This window comes from Salipiger marinus, assembly GCF_900100085.1.
Lineage (GTDB): Bacteria > Pseudomonadota > Alphaproteobacteria > Rhodobacterales > Rhodobacteraceae > Salipiger > Salipiger marinus.
The window spans coordinates 161,110-181,465 of sequence record NZ_FNEJ01000004.1; the positions used below are offsets into that span (position 1 = coordinate 161,110).

21 protein-coding genes are annotated in these 20,356 nt (G+C 66.8%); 8 read left to right on the plus strand and 13 right to left on the minus strand.

Annotated features, from left to right (window positions below; all coding sequences use genetic code 11):
* Nucleotides 1-23 precede the first annotated feature (23 nt).
* The 3 genes from BLR51_RS05930 to puuE are packed head-to-tail and all read right to left on the minus strand — an operon-like array spanning nucleotide 24 to nucleotide 3,390.
* Nucleotides 24-1,445 carry a uracil-xanthine permease family protein gene (locus BLR51_RS05930; protein ID WP_089844943.1) on the minus strand — a complete coding sequence of 474 codons (1,422 nt, stop codon included), beginning with the start codon at nucleotides 1,443-1,445 and terminating at the stop codon, nucleotides 24-26.
* Nucleotides 1,446-1,498: 53 nt separating this feature from the next.
* Complete coding sequence (locus BLR51_RS05935; RefSeq protein ID WP_089844945.1) at nucleotides 1,499-1,981, minus strand: ureidoglycolate lyase; 483 nt, start codon at nucleotides 1,979-1,981, stop codon at nucleotides 1,499-1,501.
* On the minus strand, nucleotides 1,978-3,390 hold the full coding sequence (gene puuE, locus BLR51_RS05940) for an allantoinase PuuE (RefSeq protein ID WP_207543568.1): 1,413 nt from the start codon (nucleotides 3,388-3,390) through the stop codon (nucleotides 1,978-1,980). The genes BLR51_RS05935 and puuE overlap by 4 nt, the downstream gene beginning before the upstream one ends.
* Before the next feature lie 147 nt (nucleotides 3,391-3,537).
* On the opposite strand from puuE, the gene uraH reads away from it, so the two are divergent.
* Nucleotides 3,538-3,891, plus strand: coding sequence for a hydroxyisourate hydrolase (gene uraH, locus BLR51_RS05945; RefSeq protein WP_089844947.1), 354 nt, complete (start codon nucleotides 3,538-3,540; stop codon nucleotides 3,889-3,891).
* Nucleotides 3,892-3,896: 5 nt separating this feature from the next.
* Here the strand turns inward: uraH and BLR51_RS05950 are convergent, their stop codons facing one another.
* Nucleotides 3,897-4,817 (minus strand): LysR family transcriptional regulator, encoded by a 921-nt coding sequence (locus BLR51_RS05950; RefSeq protein WP_089844949.1) that lies wholly within the window; start codon nucleotides 4,815-4,817, stop codon nucleotides 3,897-3,899.
* Between the two features lie 98 nt (nucleotides 4,818-4,915).
* Here BLR51_RS05950 and BLR51_RS05955 point away from each other — a divergent pair, with 98 nt between their 5' ends.
* From BLR51_RS05955 to BLR51_RS05965, 3 genes are all read left to right on the plus strand, one after another.
* Nucleotides 4,916-6,157, plus strand: coding sequence for a urate hydroxylase PuuD (locus BLR51_RS05955; protein ID WP_089844951.1), 1,242 nt, complete (start codon nucleotides 4,916-4,918; stop codon nucleotides 6,155-6,157).
* Nucleotides 6,158-6,164: 7 nt separating this feature from the next.
* Complete coding sequence (locus tag BLR51_RS05960; RefSeq protein ID WP_207543569.1) at nucleotides 6,165-6,968, plus strand: aspartate dehydrogenase; 804 nt, start codon at nucleotides 6,165-6,167, stop codon at nucleotides 6,966-6,968.
* Between the two features lie 72 nt (nucleotides 6,969-7,040).
* Entirely contained in the window at nucleotides 7,041-7,769 is a 729-nt protein-coding gene (locus tag BLR51_RS05965; RefSeq protein WP_089844953.1) for a transporter substrate-binding domain-containing protein, read from the plus strand.
* Nucleotides 7,770-7,845: 76 nt separating this feature from the next.
* Here the strand turns inward: BLR51_RS05965 and BLR51_RS05970 are convergent, their stop codons facing one another.
* From BLR51_RS05970 to BLR51_RS05980, 3 genes are all read right to left on the minus strand, one after another.
* Nucleotides 7,846-9,363, minus strand: coding sequence for a tripartite tricarboxylate transporter permease (locus tag BLR51_RS05970; protein ID WP_089844955.1), 1,518 nt, complete (start codon nucleotides 9,361-9,363; stop codon nucleotides 7,846-7,848).
* On the minus strand, nucleotides 9,363-9,830 hold the full coding sequence (locus BLR51_RS05975; protein ID WP_089844956.1) for a tripartite tricarboxylate transporter TctB family protein: 468 nt from the start codon (nucleotides 9,828-9,830) through the stop codon (nucleotides 9,363-9,365). The genes BLR51_RS05970 and BLR51_RS05975 overlap by 1 nt, the downstream gene beginning before the upstream one ends.
* Before the next feature lie 84 nt (nucleotides 9,831-9,914).
* Nucleotides 9,915-10,886 carry a Bug family tripartite tricarboxylate transporter substrate binding protein gene (locus tag BLR51_RS05980; protein WP_089844958.1) on the minus strand — a complete coding sequence of 324 codons (972 nt, stop codon included), beginning with the start codon at nucleotides 10,884-10,886 and terminating at the stop codon, nucleotides 9,915-9,917.
* A gap of 154 nt (nucleotides 10,887-11,040) precedes the next feature.
* Between BLR51_RS05980 and BLR51_RS05985 the strand changes: the two genes are divergently transcribed.
* Together BLR51_RS05985 and BLR51_RS05990 are read left to right on the plus strand one after the other, a co-directional pair.
* Nucleotides 11,041-11,715, plus strand: coding sequence for a response regulator transcription factor (locus tag BLR51_RS05985; RefSeq protein ID WP_089844960.1), 675 nt, complete (start codon nucleotides 11,041-11,043; stop codon nucleotides 11,713-11,715).
* A complete protein-coding gene (locus BLR51_RS05990) occupies nucleotides 11,696-14,119 on the plus strand; it encodes a sensor histidine kinase (RefSeq protein ID WP_089844962.1) in 2,424 nt (807 codons plus the stop codon). Before BLR51_RS05985 ends, BLR51_RS05990 begins: the two co-directional genes overlap by 20 nt.
* A 32-nt stretch (nucleotides 14,120-14,151) precedes the next feature.
* Here BLR51_RS05990 and BLR51_RS05995 read toward each other — a convergent pair whose 3' ends face one another.
* Both BLR51_RS05995 and BLR51_RS06000 read right to left on the minus strand, forming a co-directional pair.
* The gene (locus tag BLR51_RS05995; RefSeq protein WP_207543570.1) at nucleotides 14,152-14,439 is read right to left on the minus strand and encodes an I78 family peptidase inhibitor; all 288 of its coding nucleotides are present in this window, start codon (nucleotides 14,437-14,439) and stop codon (nucleotides 14,152-14,154) included.
* Nucleotides 14,440-14,571: 132 nt separating this feature from the next.
* Nucleotides 14,572-15,720, minus strand: coding sequence for an HPP family protein (locus BLR51_RS06000; RefSeq protein WP_089844968.1), 1,149 nt, complete (start codon nucleotides 15,718-15,720; stop codon nucleotides 14,572-14,574).
* A gap of 169 nt (nucleotides 15,721-15,889) precedes the next feature.
* Here BLR51_RS06000 and BLR51_RS06005 point away from each other — a divergent pair, with 169 nt between their 5' ends.
* Nucleotides 15,890-16,786 carry a LysR substrate-binding domain-containing protein gene (locus BLR51_RS06005; protein WP_089844971.1) on the plus strand — a complete coding sequence of 299 codons (897 nt, stop codon included), beginning with the start codon at nucleotides 15,890-15,892 and terminating at the stop codon, nucleotides 16,784-16,786.
* Between the two features lie 9 nt (nucleotides 16,787-16,795).
* On the plus strand, nucleotides 16,796-17,569 hold the full coding sequence (pcaD, locus tag BLR51_RS06010; protein WP_089844974.1) for a 3-oxoadipate enol-lactonase: 774 nt from the start codon (nucleotides 16,796-16,798) through the stop codon (nucleotides 17,567-17,569).
* A gap of 40 nt (nucleotides 17,570-17,609) precedes the next feature.
* On the opposite strand, the gene BLR51_RS06015 is transcribed toward pcaD, so the two are convergent.
* Genes BLR51_RS06015 through BLR51_RS06030 form a run of 4 tightly spaced genes read right to left on the minus strand, consistent with a single transcriptional unit; the run spans nucleotide 17,610 to nucleotide 20,248 of the window.
* Nucleotides 17,610-18,326, minus strand: coding sequence for an SDR family NAD(P)-dependent oxidoreductase (locus BLR51_RS06015; RefSeq protein ID WP_089844976.1), 717 nt, complete (start codon nucleotides 18,324-18,326; stop codon nucleotides 17,610-17,612).
* The gene (gene catC / locus BLR51_RS06020; RefSeq protein ID WP_089844978.1) at nucleotides 18,323-18,613 is read right to left on the minus strand and encodes a muconolactone Delta-isomerase; all 291 of its coding nucleotides are present in this window, start codon (nucleotides 18,611-18,613) and stop codon (nucleotides 18,323-18,325) included. Before catC ends, BLR51_RS06015 begins: the two co-directional genes overlap by 4 nt.
* Nucleotides 18,613-18,918 (minus strand): YciI family protein, encoded by a 306-nt coding sequence (locus tag BLR51_RS06025; protein WP_089844980.1) that lies wholly within the window; start codon nucleotides 18,916-18,918, stop codon nucleotides 18,613-18,615. Before BLR51_RS06025 ends, catC begins: the two co-directional genes overlap by 1 nt.
* A gap of 1 nt (nucleotide 18,919) precedes the next feature.
* Nucleotides 18,920-20,248, minus strand: a complete 1,329-nt coding sequence (locus BLR51_RS06030) for a short-chain fatty acid transporter (RefSeq protein WP_089844982.1) — start codon at nucleotides 20,246-20,248, stop codon at nucleotides 18,920-18,922.
* Between the last annotated feature and the right edge of the window lie 108 nt (nucleotides 20,249-20,356).

Below are 20,356 nucleotides of genomic sequence, written 5' to 3' on the forward strand. Positions count from 1 at the left end.
CTGCAACCTCCGGTAAGCGTGGTTCAGACCCGGTCGGGGGCGGTCGTGGATTTGCCGCGTCCGGCCATGCCGCCCGACACCTCTTCGGTGGCTTCGTCCGCAAGCTCCTGCGGCAGGATGAGGTTGAGCGCGATGGCAATGACCGCCGCAGGCAGGATGCCCGAGGTCGCCAGCACCATCATCGTGCCCGGCAGATATTGCAGCGCGGCGGGTTCCAGCTGCAGGCCAAGGCCCAGCGACAGGGCGATGGCAAAGATCACCATGTTGCGGCGGTTCCACGTCACGTCCGACAGCATCGAGATGCCCGCCGCCACGACCATGCCGAACATCACGATGACGCCGCCGCCCAGCACCTCGATCGGCACCGAAGAGATCACCGCGCCGATTTTCGGCACCAGCCCGCAGAGGATCAGGAAGACCGCGCCGATGGTGACCACCGTGCGGCTCATGACGCCGGTCATGGCGATCAGCCCGACATTCTGGCTGAACGAGGTGTTGGGCAGCGCGCCGAACAGGCCCGACAGCGCGGTGCCCAGACCATCGGCAAAGGTCGCGCCCTGAATTTCGGTATCTGTGGCCTCGCGGCCCGCGCCGCCCTTGGTGATGCCGCTGACATCGCCCACCGTCTCCACCGCCGAGACAAAGCCCAGCAGGCAGAACCCGATGACCGCCGCCACCGAAAATTCCAGCCCGAAATGCAGCGGATCGGGCAGCGCGAACGACGCCGCACTGCCGACGCTGGCAAGGCTCACCTCGCCCAGGGCAAAGGCCAGCACATAGCCGACCAGCAGCCCGATCAGCACCGCCGACACCGACAGCATGCCGCGCGCGAAAAACTTCAGCCCCAGCGTCACGATGATCACCGTCGCCGCCATCAGCCAGTTCCGCCCGGATCCGTATTCCGCCGTGCCGATGGCGGGGACACCCCCCGCCGCATACTGGATGCCGGTCTTGACCAGCGCGAGCCCGATCATCGTGACCACCAGCCCGGTGACCAGAGGCGGCAGGGCAAAGCGGATCCTGCCGATGAAAAAGCCAAGGCAGGCATGGAAAAGACCGCCCACCAGAATGCCGCCCATCAGCACGGCCATGGCCTCCACCCCCTTGCCCGCCACCAGCGGAATCATGATCGGGATGAAGGCGAAAGAGGTGCCCTGCACGATCGGCAGGCGCGCGCCCACCGGACCAAAGCCGATGGTCTGGAACAGCGTCGCGATGCCCGCAAAGAACATCGACATCTGGATCATGTAGATCATCTGCGGGAAGTCGGGCGAATTGGAGCCGTAGCCGAAGCCCGCCGCCCCGCAGACGATGATCGCAGGCGTCACGTTGGACACGAACATGGCCAGCACATGCTGGATCCCCAAGGGCACCGCCTTGATCAGCGGCGGCGTGTAATTCGGATCGCGGAGCTGCTCCGGCGTGCCGATGGATCTGTCTGCCATTCGTCGTTCCTCCCTTGGGGTGCGGGTGCCAGCTCCTCTTCCGACGGCCCTTTTTACGTTTCGATCAGGTAAGGCTCCGTGAACCAGTGTTCTTCAAGGTTCGGCCCCGCGCCGATGCGGTCGACCACCGCAAAAAGGCCGGGGGCGGAGAGCGGGCAGAGCACGCCGTGCCAGACCCCGCGATGATAGTTCACGCCCTGCCCTGCTTGGGTCAGAAAGGCGCGCGGCCTGCCGGGGGTGCCGCCCTCGTCGGGGGCCACCACCACCAGAAACGGCGCCTCGCTCATCGGGAGGAAGGCCTGACTGCCGTCGGGATGGCGTTCCACCATGTCCAGCACCAGCGGAAGCGTGCGCGGCTCCGCCCGGAACAGGCTGATGCCCGCGCGGCCATCGGCAAAGTCCAGCGCGGCGCGGTCGTGAAACCGCCCGCACAGGCCTTGGTTGATGATCCGGTCGGGCGCACCCGAGGTGTCGAGCACGTCGCCGAACGGGGCGAAGGCCTCTGCGGTAAGCGGCTGCAGCGCGATCCGGGTCATGCGCCCAGCTTGTCGATCAGGCGCAGTTCCGCGATGCGTTCCACCTGACGGCAGGCTTCGGCAAACTCGGTGGCGCGGTCATTGTCGATGCGGCGCTGGAAGGCGTCCAGAATGCTCGCCTTGGTGTTGTCCTTCACCGCGATGATGAAGGGAAAGCCGTGCTTGGCGGTATAGGCGTCGTTAAGCTGCGTGAAGGTGGCGCGTTCCTCGTCGGTCAGGAGGTCAAGCCCCGCCCCCGCCTGTTCGGCGGTCGACTCGGCGGTCAGCCTTCCGGCGGCGGCGAGCTTGCCGGCAAGGTCGGGGTGGGCGGTCAGCACGCTCAGCCGCTGTTCGTCAGAGGCGGAGCGGAACACGCGGGCCAGCGCGTTATGCACGCCCGCCGCACTGTCGCTGTAGCTGCCCAGTTCCAGCGCATGCGCGCCTTCGGCGATCCACGGGCTGTGTTCGAACACGCCGCCAAAGGCCGCCACGAAGCTGTCGCGGTCCATCTCCGAAGGGCGCGGGCCGGATACGGGCGGATGCGTCGCCGCCCAGTGATCGGCGATCTGCGCGCGCGTGGCGAACCAGACGCCGTCATGACCGGCCATATAGTCCATCACCCGCTTCAGCGCGGCGGCGCGGCTGGGGCGACCGATCAGGCGGCAGTGCAGGCCGATGGACAGCATCTTGGGCGCGCCCGCCTGCCCTTCGGCATAAAGCACGTCGAAGGCATCGCGCACCATCACCTCGAAATCGTCGCCGCGGGTGAATCCCGCCTGAATCGCGAAGCGCATGTCGTTGCAGTCCATCGTATAGGGCACGATGAGCTGGTCCTTGCCGCCCGCCTTCATCCAATAGGGCAGGTCATCGGCGTAACTGTCTGCGATATAGGCGAAATCGCCCTCTTCGGCAGCCAGATCCACGGTGTTCATGGAACAGCGCCCGGTATACCAGCCACGCGGTGGCGCGCCCACCACCTCGGTATGCAGGCGGATCGCCTCGCGGATCTGCGCGCGCTCTTCCTCGGCGGGCATGTCCTTGTGTTCGACCCATTTCAGCCCGTGGCTGGCGATTTCCCAGCCCGCGTCCTTCATCGCCTTGAGCTGCGCAGGCGCCCGCGCCAAGGCGGTGGCCACCCCGTAGACGGTGATCGGCGTATCCTTCAGCAGCGCATGCACCCGCCAGAACCCGGACCGCGATCCGTATTCATAGATCGTTTCCATGTTCCAGTGCCGCTGCCCCGGCCAGGGCTGCGCGCCCGTGATCTCGGACAGGAACCCTTCGGACGCGGCATCGCCGTGCAGGATGTTGTTCTCGCCGCCTTCTTCGTAATTCAGCACGATCTGGACGGCGATCTTCGCGCCGTTCGGCCAGTCTGCCGCAGGCACGGTCTGCCCGTAGCCTGCCATGTCTCGGGGATATCTGTTCACCTGCGTCACCTCCGCTTTCGCAGATTGATAATCCATAAAATTCCCGGAGATTATCAAAAAAAAGAAGAAGGAGCCTTTGGTTACTGAACCTTTGTCACCAGAGCGCGCCAATGCCTATGAAGGGGGCAGAGTTCAGGAGAGCCACATATGACCGGATATCTGACGACGCACGTTCTGGACACGGCGCGGGGCTGCCCCGCCGCAGGCCTGAAGATCGAGCTTTACCGCCTTGAGGGCGAAAGCCGCACCCATCTGAAAACGCTGGTCACCAATGAGGACGGGCGCACCGACACGCAGATCCTGCCTGCGGCGGAATTTGCCACCGGCACTTACGAGCTGGTCTTTCACGCGGGCGCCTATCTGGATGCCAGCGGCACCCCGCCCGAGACGCCGCGGTTTCTGGACGTGATCCCGCTCCGCTTCGGCATGTCGGAGGCACAGCATTACCATGTGCCGCTGCTGCTGTCGCCCTTCGGCTATTCCACCTATCGCGGCAGCTGACCGCCTTACCGGATCGGATCGGCCTGCTGAAAGGCCGCGCCGATCCGGTCGATGACAAAATCCATGAAAATCCGGGTCTTCGGATCCTGCCTGCGCCGATGGGTGAACAGGCAGGCCATCTGAATGGCCTCGGGCGGGGTGCGGACCGCGACCGGCACCAGCGCGCCAGACCGCAGATGCTCCGACACCTCGAACACCGGCTTCAGCACGATCCCGTGCCCGGCCAGCGCCCAGTCGGTCAGCACGTCGCCATCATCGGATTCGTAGCGCCCGGCCACGGCAAAGCGGCGCGGCCCGTCGCTGGTTTCCAGCCGCCACTGGAATTCCGACACGCCGGGAAACCGCAGGTTCAGGCATTCATGCCGCTCCGACAGCAGCGCGTCACCATCCGCAGGCATGCCGCGCCGCGCGATATAGTCGGGCGAGGCGCAGAGCACGCGCGGCACATCGGCGATCTTGCGGATGCGCAGGTTGCTGTCTTCGGGCTGTCCCAGAAAAAACGCGAGATCCAGCCCCTCGGTGGTCAGATCGACCTTCCTGTCGGTCAGGCGCAGGCGGATGCTGACATCCGGATATTCCGCCAGAAAGCCGGGAACCTGCGGCGCGATCAGACGCCGTCCCACCCCAAGCGGGGCTGCCACATAAAGCGCGCCCTTGAGATGTTCCGTCACGTTGACGATCTGCGCCTCGGCGCTTTCGATCGCCTCCAGAATTTCCGTGGCGCCGCGATAGAAGGATTTGCCATGTTCGGTGGGCGTCAGGCTGCGGGTGGTGCGCTGGAACAGGCGCACGCCCAGATGATCCTCCAGCTGCGAAATACGCGAGGAGGTGACCGCCGAAGAAATGCGCAGATCCCGGCCTGCGGCGGACATGCTGCCCAGTTCATAGACACGGACAAAGGTCCGGATGTTGTCGAAATAGGACATTGTTCCGATTTTTTTGATACTGCTTGGTCTTTCTTGCAAATAGCAGCAAATGCAAGGCTCCGCTACTGTCCGGCCAACACGAGACTCGGGAGGACACCATGTACGACATGGCTATCATTTGGGACTGGATCGCCTTTTCGGTCCGCTGGCTGCATGTCATCACCGCGATGGCGTGGATCGGCGCATCCTTTTACTTCATCGCACTGGATCTGATGCTGAAGCCCAATCCGGCCCTGCCCCATGGCGCCCATGGCGAGGAATGGGAGGTGCATGGCGGCGGTTTCTACCACACGGTGAAATACCTCGTGGCGCCCGCGCAGATGCCGGAGCACCTGACATGGCACAAATGGCAGAGCTATTCGACGTGGCTCTCGGGTGCCGCGCTGCTGATGATCATCTACTGGGTGGGCGGGGAGCTGTTCCTGATCGACCCGACCAAGGCCGATCTGGCGCTGTGGCAGGGCATCCTGATCTCGGGCGGATCGCTGACCATCGGCTGGCTTGCCTATGACGCCATGTGCAAGTCGAAGCTGGCGGATCACCCGACCCTGCTGATGCTGCTGCTGTTCGTGATCCTCGTGATCATGTCATGGGGCTATCACCAGATCTTCACGGGCCGCGCCGCGCTGCTGCATCTGGGCGCCTTCACCGCCACGATCATGACCGGCAACGTGTTTTTCCAGATCATGCCGAACCAGCGCATCGTGGTCGAGGATCTGAAGGCCGGGCGGACGCCTGATGCCAAATACGGCAAGATCGCCAAGGTTCGCTCGACCCATAACAATTACCTGACCCTGCCGGTCGTGTTCCTGATGCTGTCGAACCATTACCCGCTGGCCTTCGCCACGCAGCACGCCTGGATCATCGCGGCGCTGATCTTTCTGACCGGCGTCACCATCCGGCATTATTTCAACACCATGCACCGCACCGGGCGCGGCCCGAACTGGACATGGCCGGTGACCGTGGGCATCATGATCCTGATCGCGTGGCTGTCCACCCAGCCCGGCATGGACAGCTATGAAGAGAGCGAGGCGCGCGCCCTTACGGCGCATGAGACCCGCTTCGCCTCTGCCGCAAGCTTCGAGGATGCCTATTTCGCGGTGGTCGGCAACTGCTCCATGTGCCACGGGCGCGAACCGTCATGGGACGGGATGAACTGGCCCCCCAAGGGTGTCGTGCTGGAAACCGAGGCCGATGTCGCCCGCCATGCCGAACAGATCTACCTGCAGGCGGGCCGGACCCACGCCATGCCGCCCCCCAACGCGATCCAGATGGATCCCGAGGCCCGGCGGCAGATCGTGACATGGTATAACGACGTCACCCGCGGCGACCAAGGCTGAGCGCGCCATGACGGACAAAGCCCCGCTGCGGCTCGCCCTGATCGGATATGGCGCCATCGCGCAGAGCCTGCTTGACCTGCTGCCGCAGGGCCTTGCGCCGGAGGTGGTGGTGCTGGTCCGGCGCCTGCCCGACACGCCACGCCCGGGCTGCCGCTTTGTCACCGACGCGGCGGCGCTTGTGGCGGCGGCGCCCGATCTGGTCGTGGAATGCGCCGGGCACGGGGCTGTCGCCGCTTATGGCGAGCAGGTGCTTGCCGCCGGGATCGACCTTGTCCCCGCCTCCGTGGGGGCGCTGGCCTGCGCCGATCTGCACGCGCGGCTTCGCGCGGCGGCGCAGGCGGCAGGGGCGCGGCTGATCCTGCCGAGCGGCGCCATCGGCGGGCTCGACCTGCTGGCGGCGCTGTCTGTGCAGGGCGCGGTCGAGGTCAGCTATGAGGGCATCAAGCCGCCCGCCGCATGGCGCGGCACCCCGGCGGAGGCGGGCGTTGATCTGGCAGCCCTGACCGAACCGCGCCTTGTCTATGAGGGCACAGCGCGCGACGCGGCCCGGCTTTTCCCGAAGAATTCCAATGTGGTGGCAGCTCTGGCCTTGGCCGGACCCGGCTTTGACGCCGTGTCGGTCCGGCTCATCGCCGATCCCGCCGCGACCGGCAATCGCCACCGCTACCATGTCCGCGCCGCAGGCTGCCGCGCCACGGTCGAAATCGAAAGCCAGCCCTCCTCCGGCAATGCGCGCAGTTCGCAGACGACCGTCTTCAGCCTGATCCACGAGATCACCGCCGCCGCAGAGGACAAGGCGCGCGGCGCCTAGCGGACGATTGCGCATGACAGCCGCCGCCCGCGCGCCTATTTCTGCGGGCAGACAGTCACGCGCGGGGGTGCCATGGATCTCAGCTTGTCCCAGAAACAGGCTCTGGTGCCGACCGGGTGCCTGCGGGCGGCGCTCAATCACGGGAATTTTGTGCTGGTGTCGCGCAACGAACAGCACCAACCCATGGGCATCAGCGTCGATCTGGCGCGCGCCTTTGCCAAGGCTGCCGGGCTTGATCTGGATTTCGTCGAATATGACCGGGCGGCGGATGTTTCCGCCTCGGCAGACCGCGGCGAGTGGGACATCTGTTTTCTGGCCGTGGATCCGAAGCGGGCGGAAACGCTGGACTTCACCCAGCCCTATATCCGGATCGACGGGCGCTACCTTGCCGGGCCGCACTGCGATCTGGCCGATGCCGGGGCACTGGTCGCGGCGGGGGCCAAGGTCGGCTCGGTCGAGGGCAGCGCCTATACGCTGACGCTGGCGCGCCAAGAGGGCGCGGAGCATCTGGTGCTGTTCCCGACCCTTGCGGAGTCCCTTGCCGCGCTTGACGCAGGCAAGGTCGCGGCGATTGCCGGGATCGGCGAGGCCATGGCGCATGAGGCGGCCAAGCGCCCCGGCAGCCGCGTTCTGTCGCCCCCGTTCATGGAGATCCGTCAGGCGATGGCCATGCCGCAGGGACGGCCGGAGGCCGCGCGGATCCTCAAGGACTGGCTGGCCGGGGCGGCGCGCAGCGGCCTGACCGGCGACATTCTGGAACGCCACGGCGTCGCCCGCAGCTGCGCCCTGCTGCCCGACTAGGCCCCCGCAGCGCATAAAAACGGCGAGGCCCGCAAGCCTCGCCGTTCTCATCTGTCAGGACCGCTGCGGCAGCGGCTTAGCGCGCTGCGGCCTCCCGGCGGGCCTGCGCGCGGGCGCGGCGGCCCAGCCAAGCCGGCAGGATCACCACAAGCAGCGCCAGACCGTAAAGCAGGACGCTTTTCCAGTGCGCGACGAGGATGCTCCAGTCGCCGCCCGAGATCGACAGGGCGCGGCGCAGGTTGTCCTCGAACAGGCCGCCCAGCACGAAGCCAAGGATGACCGGCGCCAGCGAGAAGTCGAGCTTGCGCAGGAACCAGCCAAAGATGCCAAGCCCGGTGATCATGAACAGGTCATGCGGGTTGCCGACAATCGTGTAGATCCCGATGAAGGCAAGGATGGCGATCAGCGGCGTCAGGTAGTGCTGCGGGATGGTCAGCATCCGGGCGAACAGCCCGACCAGCGGTAGGTTGATGATCAGCAGCGCGACGTTGCCGATATACATGGAGGCGACAAGACCCCATGCCACTTCGGGACGCTGCGCGAACATCATCGGGCCGGGCTGGATGTTGAACATCAAAAGCGCGCCCAGCAGGATCGCCGTGGTGCCGGATCCGGGGATGCCCAGCGTCAGCATCGGCACCATGGCGCCACCCGCCGCCGCGTTGTTCGCCGCCTCCGGCGCCGCAAGGCCGCGCACGTCGCCATGGCCAAAGGTGCCGTCCTTGTCGCTGATGCGCTTTTCGGTGCCATAGGCCACCGCCGAGGCCACCGAGGCGCCGGTGCCGGGCAGGATGCCAATGAAGAAGCCGATCAGCGACGAGCGCAGGATGGTCCATTTGGTCGCCGCAAGATCGGCCATGCGCACGAAGCTTTTGTCGACGGGCAGCGATTTCAGCGTGCCGCGCGCCTGATGCTCCACAAGGGTCAGCAGTTCGGCCATGCCGAACAGGCCGACGACCACGATCAGGAAATCGATCCCGGCAAGGATGTCCGGAATGCCGAAGGTGTAGCGCGGCACGCCGGTATTGGCGTCGATGCCGATGGTCGCCATCATCAGGCCGATGGTCGCGCCCAGCAGGGTCTTGACCGTGCTCTTGCCCACCAGCGACGCGAGCGAGGCGAAGGCGAAGACCATCAGCGCCACGTAATCCGCAGGCCCGAAGGTCACCGCGAAGCCCGCCAGCGCCGGGGCAAAGAGCGACATCAGGATCACCGCGAAGGTGCCGCCGACAAAGGAGGCCACCGCCGACAGCGACAGCGCCCGGCCCGCCTGACCTGCCCGCGCCAGCGGGTTGCCGTCCAGCGTGGTCATCACCGCCCCGGCATCGCCGGGCACGTTGAGCAGGATCGACGAGATGCGCCCGCCATATTCCGCGCCGTAATAGATGCCCGCCAACAAGATCAGCGCCGATTCCGGCGGAAAGCCAAGGCTGTAGGCGATGGGCAGCAGGATCGCCACGCCATTGATCGGGCCAAGCCCGGGCAGCGCGCCGATCAGCGTGCCGAAGAAGCAGCCGACCAGCACCAGCATGAGGTTGAACGGGTCAAGGGCGACCGCAAAGCCGGTCGCAAGACCGGACAGGACCGTATCCATCAGCTCTCTCCTTGCTGGCTGGTCTCGAACAGCGGCTCGAACAGCGCGCCTTCGGGAAGGTTGAGATCCATCAGGGTGACGCAGAGCAGGTAACCCGCCACGCCCGAGGCCACGCCGAAGCCGAGCGCGCGCAGTTTCTGGGCGCCCAGCATGGCCGACAGGATCGTGCCGAACAGGATGGTCGACAGGATGAATCCCAGCGGCTCGTAAAGTTCGGCATAGCCGAACAGCAGGACCACGGCGGCGGTCAGGCGGAACCAGACGCGGCGGGTCACGTCGAGCCCATCGGCATCGGGTTTCCACAGGATGAAGAGCAGGCACAGGATCGCGACAGCCGACAGGATGCGCGGCCAGCTTTCCGGGCCCAGCGGGTCGTATTGGAACGGCGCCTTGATCGTGGTGAAGGCGATGACCGCATAACCAAGGGTCACGACCAGAAGCACCGCCGCAAAGATGCGGTTGGCCATTCGTAGCCTCCTAATTTGGGGGATGACGGCTGGCGTCAGGGCCGGATCCGCGCGGGATCCGGCCCTGAGCCCTGTCCGTGGGGTTTACTGGATCAGGCCCGCTTCGATGCTGATCTCGCGCAGCGTCTCGATGCTCTTGGCGATGGCGGCGTCAAGCTCGGCACCGGCCATGTTTAGCGGCAGCAGGCCACGTTCCTGCTGGACCTTGGCGAAATCTTCGGTGGCATAGGCCGCGGTGAAGGCATCGACCCATTTCTGGTAGTCCTCGTCCGAGGTCTGCCCGCCCATGTAGAAGCCGCGCAGGATGGTCCATTCCACGTCGAACCCCTGTTCCTTGGCGGTGGGGATCTCGTTGAACGGCGCGTCAAGGCGTTCGGGCGCAAGCACCCCAAGCACGCGCAGGTCGCCGCTGTCGAGATAGGGCACCATTTCGCCCACGTCGCCGGTATAGACCTCGATCGAGCCGCCCAGCAGGGCCGCGATGGCATCGCCGCCGCCGTCGAAGGCGACATAGCGCATCTGCATCGGCGTGCCGCCCGCCTCGCGCATCAGCAGCGCGCCCTTCATCCAGTCCTGCGATCCGACCGAACCGCCCGCCCCGACCACGACGCCCTGCGGATCGGTGCTGAGATCGTCCATCACGTCCTTCAGCGTCTGATATTCGCTGTCCGCGCGCACGATGACGGCGCCGAAATCGGCCCCGGCGGTGGCGACCCAGCGCACCGAGTTTTCATCGAAGGCGCCGTATTTGCCGGTGATGATGTTCAGCAGCGACCCGGTGGAGAAGGCCACGATGGCGCTGCCGTCATCGGCGCGGTTGGTGTTGAACTGGTTGAACGCCACGGCGCCGATGCCGCCGGGCATGAAGGTCACCTGCACCGGGCTTGCGACATGCGGCGCAAGGCCGGTCTGCGCCACGCGGCAGGTCAGGTCGAAGCCGCCGCCCGGATTGGCCGGGGCCACGCATTCGGGCCGGTCGATCTGGGCCTGTGCAAAGGCCGGGGCAGCAAGACCCAGCGCGCAGGCGAGTGCCGCCGAAAAACGGATAAATGTCATATGATCCTCCCTAGGTTCATCATGCGATGGACACTCCGCTTATGCGCCGCCAAGGCTGAGCCGATGCTGACGCGAAGCTGACAGGATGCTGACATGGCCCCGTCCCTGCCGATGGCCGCTTCTCGGAGCTGTGACTTGGGGCTAGAGTCGGGGCATGAGAATGCTTCTGGTCGAGGATAATGACGAACTGGCCGAGACGATTCTTGATCGTCTGCGGAGCGAAGGCCATTCCGTCGACCGCGAGGCCAATGGCGACGAGGCCAACGACCTTCTGCGCTTCTCCTCCTTTGACATCGTGCTTCTGGACATCAACCTGCCCGGGCGCAGCGGCTACGAGGTGCTGCGCTCGATGCGGTCGCGCGGCGACGCGACGCCGGTGATCGTGCTGACCGCGCGCAGCGAAATCGACGACCGCGTGGTGGGGCTGGACGCGGGCGCCGATGATTACATGGTGAAGCCCTTCGATTTCCGCGAGCTTTCGGCGCGCTGCCGGGTGCTGGCGCGGCGCCGCGCCGGGGCGTCAAGCAATGTCTTCAGCGCGGGCAGCTTCCGCTTCGACCGTGCCGCCAAGCAGGCCCATGTCGAGGGACGCCAGCTGGATCTGCGCGCCCGCGAGGTGCAGCTTCTGGAAATCATGCTCGACAATCTCGGGCGGATGCTGACCAAGGAAGAGGTCGCCGACAAGCTTTACACCTTCAACGAGACCCCCAGCCTGAACGCGGTGGAACAGCTGGTGACCCGGCTGCGCCGCAAGCTGGAAGGCGCGCCGCTGGTGATCAAGACGGCGCGCGGGCTTGGATACATGGCCTATGTCAGCGACGACGACTAGGGCACGGCGCGGCCATTCGCTGCAGCGGCGGCTGCTGGCCAGCATGACGGCGGCCTTCGTGCTGCTGCTGCTGCTGATCTCGGTGCTGCTGTGGAACTATTCGCGCGCGGCGGCCAACCGCACCTATGACCTGCTGCTGGCCGGGGCGGCGCTGTCGGTGCTGGAACGCATCTCCTACACCGCCGCCGGGCCGACCGTGGACCTGCCGCAATCGGCCATGGACATCCTCGCGCTCGCGGCGGATGACCGGGTGGTCTACCGGGTGTTTTCCCCCGGCTATGGCGATCTGACCGGCACGCCGGATCTGCCGCTGCCTGCGGATGCGCGCGCCTCGGTCGATCCTGTGTTCTATGATGTCCGGCTCGATGAGCCGTTCCGCTTCATCTATCAGGGGCGGCAGATCACCTCCAGTTCGGGGCGGGACTGGGTGTTCGTGCAGATCGGCCAGACGCAGGGCGCGCGCCGCGCACAGCTTGATACGCTGTTTCTTTATGGCATGGCCGGGCTGGGGGGCGTGTCGCTGATCGGGCTGGTCTTTGTCTGGCTCGCGATCCGTTCCTCGCTGGCGCCGCTGGGGGACATCGCCCATACCCTGCTGGCGCGCAACCCGCGCGACCTGTCCCCCATCGAAGGCGACCCCCCGCAGGAGATCGCCGCCCTGTTCCGCGCGATCAACAGCTTCATCTCGCAGCTTGGCCGCAGCCGGGCGCTGACCGAAAGCTTCATCGCCGACGTGGCGCATCAGACCCGCACCTCGCTGTCGGCGCTGCAGGGGCAGCTTGCGCTCGCCGTCGATGCGGACGAGCCCGAACGGATGCGCGGTCGGCTGGGCAAAGCCGAAAAGCAGGCCGAGCGCACCATGCACCTGACCAACCAGCTGCTGGCCAATGCCATGGTGATCCACCGCTCCGACGAGGCGCAGCTGGAACCGCTCGACCTGCGCAGGCTGGTGCGCGACACGCTGGCCGAACTGCTGCGCGAGCGGCGGCTGCGGGCGGTGACCATCTCGCTTGAAGACGAGGATCTGCCCGGCGGCACCGCCCCGGTGCGGGGCGATGCCATCTCCATCCGCGAGGCGCTGCGCAACCTCATCGACAATGCGGTGCGCCATGGCGGGCCGGAAAACACCATCCTCATCGAACTGGACGGCACGGCCGAGGTGGTGCGCCTGACCGTGTCCGATGCGGGACCCGGCATTCCCGCCGCCGACCGGCTGCGCGCCACCGAACGCTTCACCTCCATCAACTCTGCCACCGCCGGATCCGGGCTGGGGCTCGCCATCGTGCGGTCGGTGGCCGAAGGTCACGGCGCGCGGCTGGACCTGGGCAGCGCGGATCTGGGCGGGCTGCGCGCCCGCATCGTATTCCCCCGGCTGGCGACGCTGCTGCTGGCGGGGCTTCTGCTGAGTGCCGCGCCGCGCGGGGCCATGGCCGACGAGATCACCATCTGGGCCTCGACCGATCAGGTCGCCATGGCGCCGCTGATCTCCGCCTTTGCGGAACGTCATGCCGGGCTCGACATCACCTATCGCGAATTCCAGACCGTGGATCTGCACCGCGCCGTGCTGGAGGCGGGGGCAGAGGACATGCCCGATCTGGTCATCTCCTCGGCCATGGATCTACAGGTGGATCTGGTCAATCGCGGGCTTGCCCACCGGCTGCGCATCCCCGAGATGATCCAGCCGCCCGGATGGGCGAAATGGCGGTCAGAGCTTTTCGGCTTCACCTTCGAACCCGCCGCCATCCTTTATGACCGCCGCGCCTTTTCCGCGCGCGAACTGCCGACCAGCCACCGCGACCTGTCCAGCTTCATCCGCGATCACGAAAACGACCTGCGCGGCAAGATCGGCGGCTATGACCTGCGGCGGTCGGGGATCGGCTATCTTTTCGCCACGCAGGACACGATCCAGAGCGTGCAGGCCCAGCGTCTGACCGAGGTGCTGGGCCGCGCCCACATGCGCCGCTACTGCTGCACGGCGGATATGGCGGTGGCGACGCAGCGCGGCGAACTGGCCATGGCGCTGAACGTCATCGGATCCTACGCGCTGCATCTGGGCAAGGAATTCCCCGATATCGGGGTGCATTTCCTCGACGACTACAATCTGGTCATGTCGCGCACGGTCTTCGTGCCGAAAGGCGCGCGCAATCCGCAGCGCGCCGAAACCTTCGTGATCTTCCTGCTGTCGCAGGAAGGGCAGGCGCTGATCGAATCCGGCACGGCGCTGATCCCGCTCGAACCGGTCAGCGAGCCGCACTCGCCCATTGCCGGGCTGCTGGCCAGCAAGTCCGGAAGCTTTCTGCCGATCCGGCTGGGGCCGGGCCTCTTGACCTTTCTCGACGAGATCAAGCGCCGCGAATTCCTGCGCAGCTGGGACGCGACGATGATCGACGATTACGGGCCATAGACCCGCCTGCCCTCGGGCGCGGCAGGCCGCGCTCAGCCGCAGCGCAGGCCGGTGATGATGCCGCTGGCGTCATGGTCGATGTTCAGACGCTCCGGGTTGTGGTCCATGGTCACCATGGTGTCGGGGCCGATCACCCGGATCATGGGATCCGCAGGCAGCGTCACCGCCGCGATGTTCTTGCCCACCAGCGCCTCGTAGCGGTCGGGGGCGCAGGCCTGCGCCCCGGCATCGGGGGTCGCGGGCGGGACGGAGGGTTCCGCGCAGGCGGAAAGACCAAGGGCGGCCAGCGTGGCCAGCAGCGGCAGACGGGTCTGGATCATGATAGGCTCCTTCTGGGACATGCCCGGATGACAGGGGCAGGCTTGCGGCACTGTGGCACGGCTGTCGATCCGGATCCGTCGCGAAAGCCGGGGCCGGCAGATTTCCGCCCGATCCTGATTTGCGCCCCTGCCTCAGCTGCCGCGCACGCTGGTCCGGGCCAGCGCCGCGATCAGATCGGTGCGCGTGACGATGCCCACCAGCCTGTCGCGCTGCAGCACCGGCACCGCATCCACGCCGCCATCGGCCATCATCGGCAGCAGCGCCGCAACCGGGGTGGCGCGCGTTGCGCGCGGCCCGGCGACGCTCATGATCTCCTCCGCCCGGACCGGACGGGCGCGGCCCCGGTCCAGCAGCCGCTTCAGCGCCGGGGCAAAGCCCCGGTCAAGCCGCAGCGCATCCTCGCGCGCCCGGGTGATGAGGTGGATCTGGAAGATCACCCCCAGAAAGCGGTCCTGCGGTCCCACCACCGGCAGCGAGGTGAAACGGTGGCGCCGGAACAGATCCGCCACCTCGGCAAGGCGGGTGTCGGGCCGCACCGTCACCAGATCGCGCGACATGATGTCCCCGGCATGGGCCGGGCCGGTCTGACGCGCCGCCGCCTGCAGCTCTGCCGCGCCGATCAGCCGCGCCAGATCCTCGACCCCAAGGTTGAAAGACTGGCGGTAGCGGTCCAGAATCCGGCTCAGTTCCGCCTCCGTCAGGCCCAGCCGGGCCACGGGATCGGCATCGCGGGTGCCCCGGTCATTGGGTGCCTCGAACTGGCGGAAGGGATAGCGGCGCCCGGTCAGCCGGGCATAGATCGCGGCAAGCCCGACAAGCGTGACGGTGCCCACCCCCACCGGCGCAAGCGCGAACCAGAACCCCAGCCGCTCCACCGCCTCGGGGCTCAGCGCCACGGTCATGGCGACCGCCCCGGCGGGCGGATGCACCGCGCGGCAGAGCATGGTCGCGGCAACCGCCAGCCCCACCGCCAGCGCGACCCGCGCCACTGGTGGCTCCACCAGCAGGCATACGGCAACGCCCACCAGCGCCGCGACCATATTGCCGACGATTGCCGACCATGGCTGCGCCAGCGGGCTGTTGGGCACCGCGAACAGCAGCACCGAACTCGCCCCGAAGGGCGCGACCAGATAAAGGCCAAGGTTCAGGTCGGCCACGGGCGACAGCACCAGCAGCCCCGTCACCCCCAGCCCGAACACCGCGCCAAGCCCGGCCCGCAGCGCCTCCACCGGCGGCACCCGCGCCACTGCCGGGCCAAGACCCCGGAACGCTCGAAACATCACATCCCCCGATTTTTGCTGAAAGTTTCAGCAAAATGAAAAGAGTGCAACCCGCCGCCGCAGAGGGGGAATTTCCGGCGCCGGACCCCGGAACCCCGGTCGCGGGGCTGGCCCCTGTTGCCGCCGCGTCTTATAAGCCAGCAGGATAAACGGCCCAGAGTGATTGGTCATGCTGACGCTTCGACATTACGAGCTGCTGGTCACGCTGGCCGAAGAGCTGCATTTTGGCCGCGCCGCCGAACGGCTGGGCATTTCGCAGCCGCAGCTGACGCTGCAGCTCAAGCAGATGGAAGAAATGATCGGCGCGCTGCTGTTCGACCGGACGCGGCGGCGGGTGGCGCTGTCCACGGCGGGCGCGCTGCTGCTGCCAGAGGCGCGCGCGGTGCTGCGCCATGCCGAACGCGCGCAGGATGTGGCGCTGCGCGTCGGGCGCGGCATGATCGGCGAACTGGCGCTGGGATATATCGGCGCCGCCGCCTATAACGGCGTGCTGACCCGGCTGGTGCGCCGCTACCGCGAACGGGCGCCGCAGACCACGCTGCAGCTGACGCTGATGGATCTGGACCGCTCCATCCCCGAGGTGGCGGCGGGCAATCTGGATGCGGGCATCGTGCGCCTGCCCTTCCCCGACCTGCCCGCCAGCCTGACCACGCGCACGCTCTGCGCCGAACCGCTGTGGATCGCCCTGCCCGAGGATCACCCGCTGGCCGCCCCCGGCCTGCCCGTGGCGCTGCGCGACCTGAAGGGCGAGCCGTTCATCGCCACGCATCTGCCGCCCAATTCCGGCTTTTCCGCCGCGATGCACCGCGCCTGCGCCAGCGCCGGGATCACGCCCGACATCGTGCAGCGCTCGCCGCAATTCGCCTCCATCGTCAGCCTCGTGGCGGCGGGGCTGGGGGTGGCGGTGGTGCCCGAGGCGATCCGCCATGTGCAGCTGGAAGGCGTGGTCTACAAACCGCTCGACGGGCTGACGGTGACCGCCGACATTTCGCTGGTCTATCAGACCGACCGGGACAGCCCGCCGCTGGCGCTGCTGCTGTCCTGCCTTGATGACACCCCGCTGTAAGGAGTTCCCATGGAAAGCTTCACCACCTTTGACGGCCTGTTCCACGGCCACCGCCCCGCCACGGGCAACGCCCCCACGCTGGTTTTTGCCAATTCGCTTGGCACCGACCTGCGGGTCTGGGACCGGGTCGTGGCGCTGCTGCCCGACACATGGGGCGTGCTGCGGATGGACAAGCGCGGCCACGGCCTCAGCGCCGCGCGCGACACGCTGAGCATCGAGACGCTGGCCGATGACGCGGAGGCGCTGCTGGACCATCACGGCATCACGCAGTTTGTCGGCGTCGGCCTGTCGGTGGGCGGGCTCATCATGCAGCGGCTGGCGCTGCGCCGCGCGGGTGCTATGACGCATCTGGTGCTGTCCGACACCGCCGCCAAGATCGGCTCGCCCGAGATCTGGAACCCGCGCATCGACACGGTGCGGGCGCAGGGCATCGCCTCGATCGGGGACATGATCCTGCAGCGCTGGTTCGTGCCCGCCTATCGCGACACGCAGGATTTCGCCATGTGGCGCGCCATGCTGGAACGCACCCCCGCCGAAGGCTATGCGCAGGTCTGCGAGGCGATCCGCGATGCCGATTACACCGCCGATCTGGCGCGCATCGCGAAGCCCACGCTGGTGGTGGTGGGCGAGGGCGACGCCTCGACCCCGCCCGCGCTGGTGAAAGCCACAGCAGAGGCCATCCCCGGCGCCCGGTTTGTCGAGATTGCCGAAGCCGGCCACCTGCCCTGCGTCGAACAGCCCGCGCGGTTTGCCGCCCTGCTGCAGGAGCATGTGGCGGCCTGACCACCGTTTCGGCCCGGCGTCACCGCCGGGCCGCCCGGGCCTAGCCCACCGTCACGCCGCCGCAGACAAACAGCGTCTGGCCGGTGACAAAGCCCGCTTCGGGCGCGCAGAAGAACGACACGGCATTGGCCACATCCTCTACCGTGCCGACGCGGCGCAGCGGCACGTGGTCGATGATCTCGCGCGTCAGCGGCGCGTCGGGCGGGTTGTTGCGCCAGAAGGCGTCGGTGCCGATGGGACCGGGCGCCACGCAGTTGACGGTGATGCCATGCGGCCCCAGTTCCAGCGCCCAAGTCCGGGCCATGGACTGCGCCGCCCCCTTGCTGGCGGAGTAAAGCGTGCGCCGTTCCTTGCCCAGCGTCACGCGGCTGGTGTTCATCACGATCCGCCCGCCGCCCGCCGCCTTCATCCCCGGCAGGAAGGCCTGCGCGCACAGGATCGAAGGCCGCAGGTTCACATGCAGCAGGCGGTCGAAATCGGCGGGATCGACCTCTTCCAGCGGCGCGGGGCAGACGATGCCCACATTGTTGACAAGGCAGGTCACCTCTTCCTCGGCGGCGATCCGCGCGCAGAGCGCCTGCACCGCCGCCGCATCGGAGAGATCCACCACATGGAACCGGTCGACCTGCGCCGCAGGCTCTGCCTGATCCAGCACGATGACGCGGAAGCCGTCGGCAGCGAGCCGCGCCGCGATGCCCGCGCCGATGCCGCCCGCGCCCCCGGTGACCACCGCCGCGCGGCGGCTGAAGCCGCTCACAGGTCGCCCTCCCGGATCGAGGAGGGATGCCGGCAGAGCGGCGTCACCTCGATCTGCATCCACGGAAACAGCGGCAGGCTGCTCAGCACCTCGTGCAGATGGGCGTTGTCGCGGCAGTCAAGGATGCTGACATTGCGATATTCGCCCACCACGCGCCACAGATGCCGCCAGATGCCCTGCGCCTGCAGATCCTGCGCATAGGTCTTTTCCCGCGCCTTGATGTCCTCGGCCTCCGCCGGATCCATGTCCGGCGGCAGCGTCACGGTCATGGTCACATGATACAGCATCAGCCCTCGTCCAGTGTGTTGCGCCCGTCCAGATAGGCCTTGCGCCAGCGGGTGACGGTGACCCGGTCAAACAGATCGCCCGCGAAGAAGGGATCACCTTCGATGAAGGCCTGCGCCTTGGCGCGGCTGTCCACGTCCAGCAGGTAAAGCCCGCCGCTCGCCGCCTGCCCGTCCTCGTCCAGCTTGGCGCCGCAGGCCAGCAGCAGCGCCTTGTGCCGCTCCAGATAGTCCAGATGCGCGGGGCGCAGATCCAGCCGCAGCGCGCCGTGATCCGGCTTGTCCCATGTTTCGATCATGTATGGCATCTCAGGCTCCCATCATGCCCCAGAGAGTGACCGTGGCCAGAAACACCACGCCCAGATAAAGCAGCACCAGCACCATGTAGCCCATCAGATCCTTGAGCTTCAGCCCCGAGATGGCGAGCGCGGGCAGCAGCCAGAAGGGCTGCACCATGTTGGTCCACTGGTCGCCGATCTGCACCGCCAGCGCCGTGGCCGGGATCGAGGCACCCAGCTCCTTGGCCGCTGCCATCATCACCGGGCCCTGAATGACCCACTGCCCGCCGCCCGACGGCACGAGGATGTTGATGATCCCCGCCGAAAGGAACGACCAGATCGGCAGCGTCTGCGCGGTGGAGAAGGACACGAACCAGTTGGAGAAGGTCACGATCAGCCCGGATCCGGCCAGAATGGCAAGGATGCCCGCATAGAACGGGTATTGCACGATGATGCCGCCCACCACCTTCACCCCGTCATTCAGCGCCGCCAGAAACCGCGCGGGCGTGACGAACAGCGTGACGCCAAGGAACAGGAACAGCAGGTTGACGAAATTGAGCGTGATGCTGCCGCCATCGACCAGATAAAGCGCGGCATAGAACAGCCCGAACAGACCCATGCCCACACCCAGCACCGGCGAGCGGTTCAGCCGCTCGGCCAGCGTGCGTTCGGCCGGGTCGGCGGCGGGCTCTGCCGCGATTTCGGGGGCGGGTTTGGCCCGGACCACGTCGGCGGGGTTCTTGGGGTGCAGCATCGCGTTGAAGAGCGGCAGCGTCACCAGCAGGATCAGGTTCATGGTCAGCAGATAGGGCGAAAAGATCGTGTCCGACAGCGAGACCAGCCCGATCGTCTCTTCAAGGAAATGGCCGGGCGTGTTGATGAGCAGCGGCACCGATCCCGACAGGCCCACGCCATAGACGGCAAAGCCGGAATAGCCCGCCGCGATGACCAGCGGGTAATGCAGGCCCTCGACCTTGCGCCCCAGTTTCTGCGCGATCAGCGTGCCCAGAACCAGACCGAAGCCCCAGTTGAGCCAGCTTCCCACGCCGCCGAACAGCGTGGCGGCGATGATCGCCGCGCGCGGCGTGGTGATGCCCGACACCACCATGTCCATCAGCCGGTCCACCGCCGGGGTGCGCGCAAGGATGTAGCCCGCCAGCAGGATCACGGTCATCTGCATGGTGAAGGCAAGCAGGTTCCAGAAGCCGTCGCCCCAGTAGCGGGTCGCTTCCAGAAAGCCGGTGCCCTGCGCCAGCATGGCGATCAGCACGGTCAGCGCGGTCAGCAGGATCGCCACGACCAGCGGGTCGGGCATGTAGCGGTTCACGATCCGCGTAAAGAAGTTCGCAAGTGCGGTCACGGTCTGTCTCCTCGCCGGGTCACGGTCCCCGGCTCTCCCTCTGTGATAATCATTGCAAATCATACAAAGCCAGTTATCTTGTCAACCAATATGATGGAGGAGATTTAC

What these genes read in the sequence shown, in the direction of transcription:
- BLR51_RS05990 (WP_089844962.1), top strand. Translation starts at nt 11,696, where the DNA reads ATGTCAGCGACGACGACTAGGGCACGGCGCGGCCATTCGCTGCAGCGG.
- BLR51_RS05985 (WP_089844960.1), top strand. Translation starts at nt 11,041, where the DNA reads ATGAGAATGCTTCTGGTCGAGGATAATGACGAACTGGCCGAGACGATT.
- catC (WP_089844978.1), bottom strand. Translation starts at nt 18,613, where the DNA reads ATGCTGTATCATGTGACCATGACCGTGACGCTGCCGCCGGACATGGAT.
- BLR51_RS05935 (WP_089844945.1), bottom strand. Translation starts at nt 1,981, where the DNA reads ATGACCCGGATCGCGCTGCAGCCGCTTACCGCAGAGGCCTTCGCCCCG.
- BLR51_RS05950 (WP_089844949.1), bottom strand. Translation starts at nt 4,817, where the DNA reads ATGTCCTATTTCGACAACATCCGGACCTTTGTCCGTGTCTATGAACTG.
- BLR51_RS06005 (WP_089844971.1), top strand. Translation starts at nt 15,890, where the DNA reads ATGCTGACGCTTCGACATTACGAGCTGCTGGTCACGCTGGCCGAAGAG.
- BLR51_RS05995 (WP_207543570.1), bottom strand. Translation starts at nt 14,439, where the DNA reads ATGATCCAGACCCGTCTGCCGCTGCTGGCCACGCTGGCCGCCCTTGGT.
- BLR51_RS05960 (WP_207543569.1), top strand. Translation starts at nt 6,165, where the DNA reads ATGACGGACAAAGCCCCGCTGCGGCTCGCCCTGATCGGATATGGCGCC.
- BLR51_RS05975 (WP_089844956.1), bottom strand. Translation starts at nt 9,830, where the DNA reads ATGGCCAACCGCATCTTTGCGGCGGTGCTTCTGGTCGTGACCCTTGGT.
- BLR51_RS05930 (WP_089844943.1), bottom strand. Translation starts at nt 1,445, where the DNA reads ATGGCAGACAGATCCATCGGCACGCCGGAGCAGCTCCGCGATCCGAAT.
- BLR51_RS05955 (WP_089844951.1), top strand. Translation starts at nt 4,916, where the DNA reads ATGTACGACATGGCTATCATTTGGGACTGGATCGCCTTTTCGGTCCGC.
- BLR51_RS05970 (WP_089844955.1), bottom strand. Translation starts at nt 9,363, where the DNA reads ATGGATACGGTCCTGTCCGGTCTTGCGACCGGCTTTGCGGTCGCCCTT.
- pcaD (WP_089844974.1), top strand. Translation starts at nt 16,796, where the DNA reads ATGGAAAGCTTCACCACCTTTGACGGCCTGTTCCACGGCCACCGCCCC.
- BLR51_RS05965 (WP_089844953.1), top strand. Translation starts at nt 7,041, where the DNA reads ATGGATCTCAGCTTGTCCCAGAAACAGGCTCTGGTGCCGACCGGGTGC.
- BLR51_RS06025 (WP_089844980.1), bottom strand. Translation starts at nt 18,918, where the DNA reads ATGCCATACATGATCGAAACATGGGACAAGCCGGATCACGGCGCGCTG.
- BLR51_RS05980 (WP_089844958.1), bottom strand. Translation starts at nt 10,886, where the DNA reads ATGACATTTATCCGTTTTTCGGCGGCACTCGCCTGCGCGCTGGGTCTT.
- BLR51_RS06000 (WP_089844968.1), bottom strand. Translation starts at nt 15,720, where the DNA reads ATGTTTCGAGCGTTCCGGGGTCTTGGCCCGGCAGTGGCGCGGGTGCCG.
- uraH (WP_089844947.1), top strand. Translation starts at nt 3,538, where the DNA reads ATGACCGGATATCTGACGACGCACGTTCTGGACACGGCGCGGGGCTGC.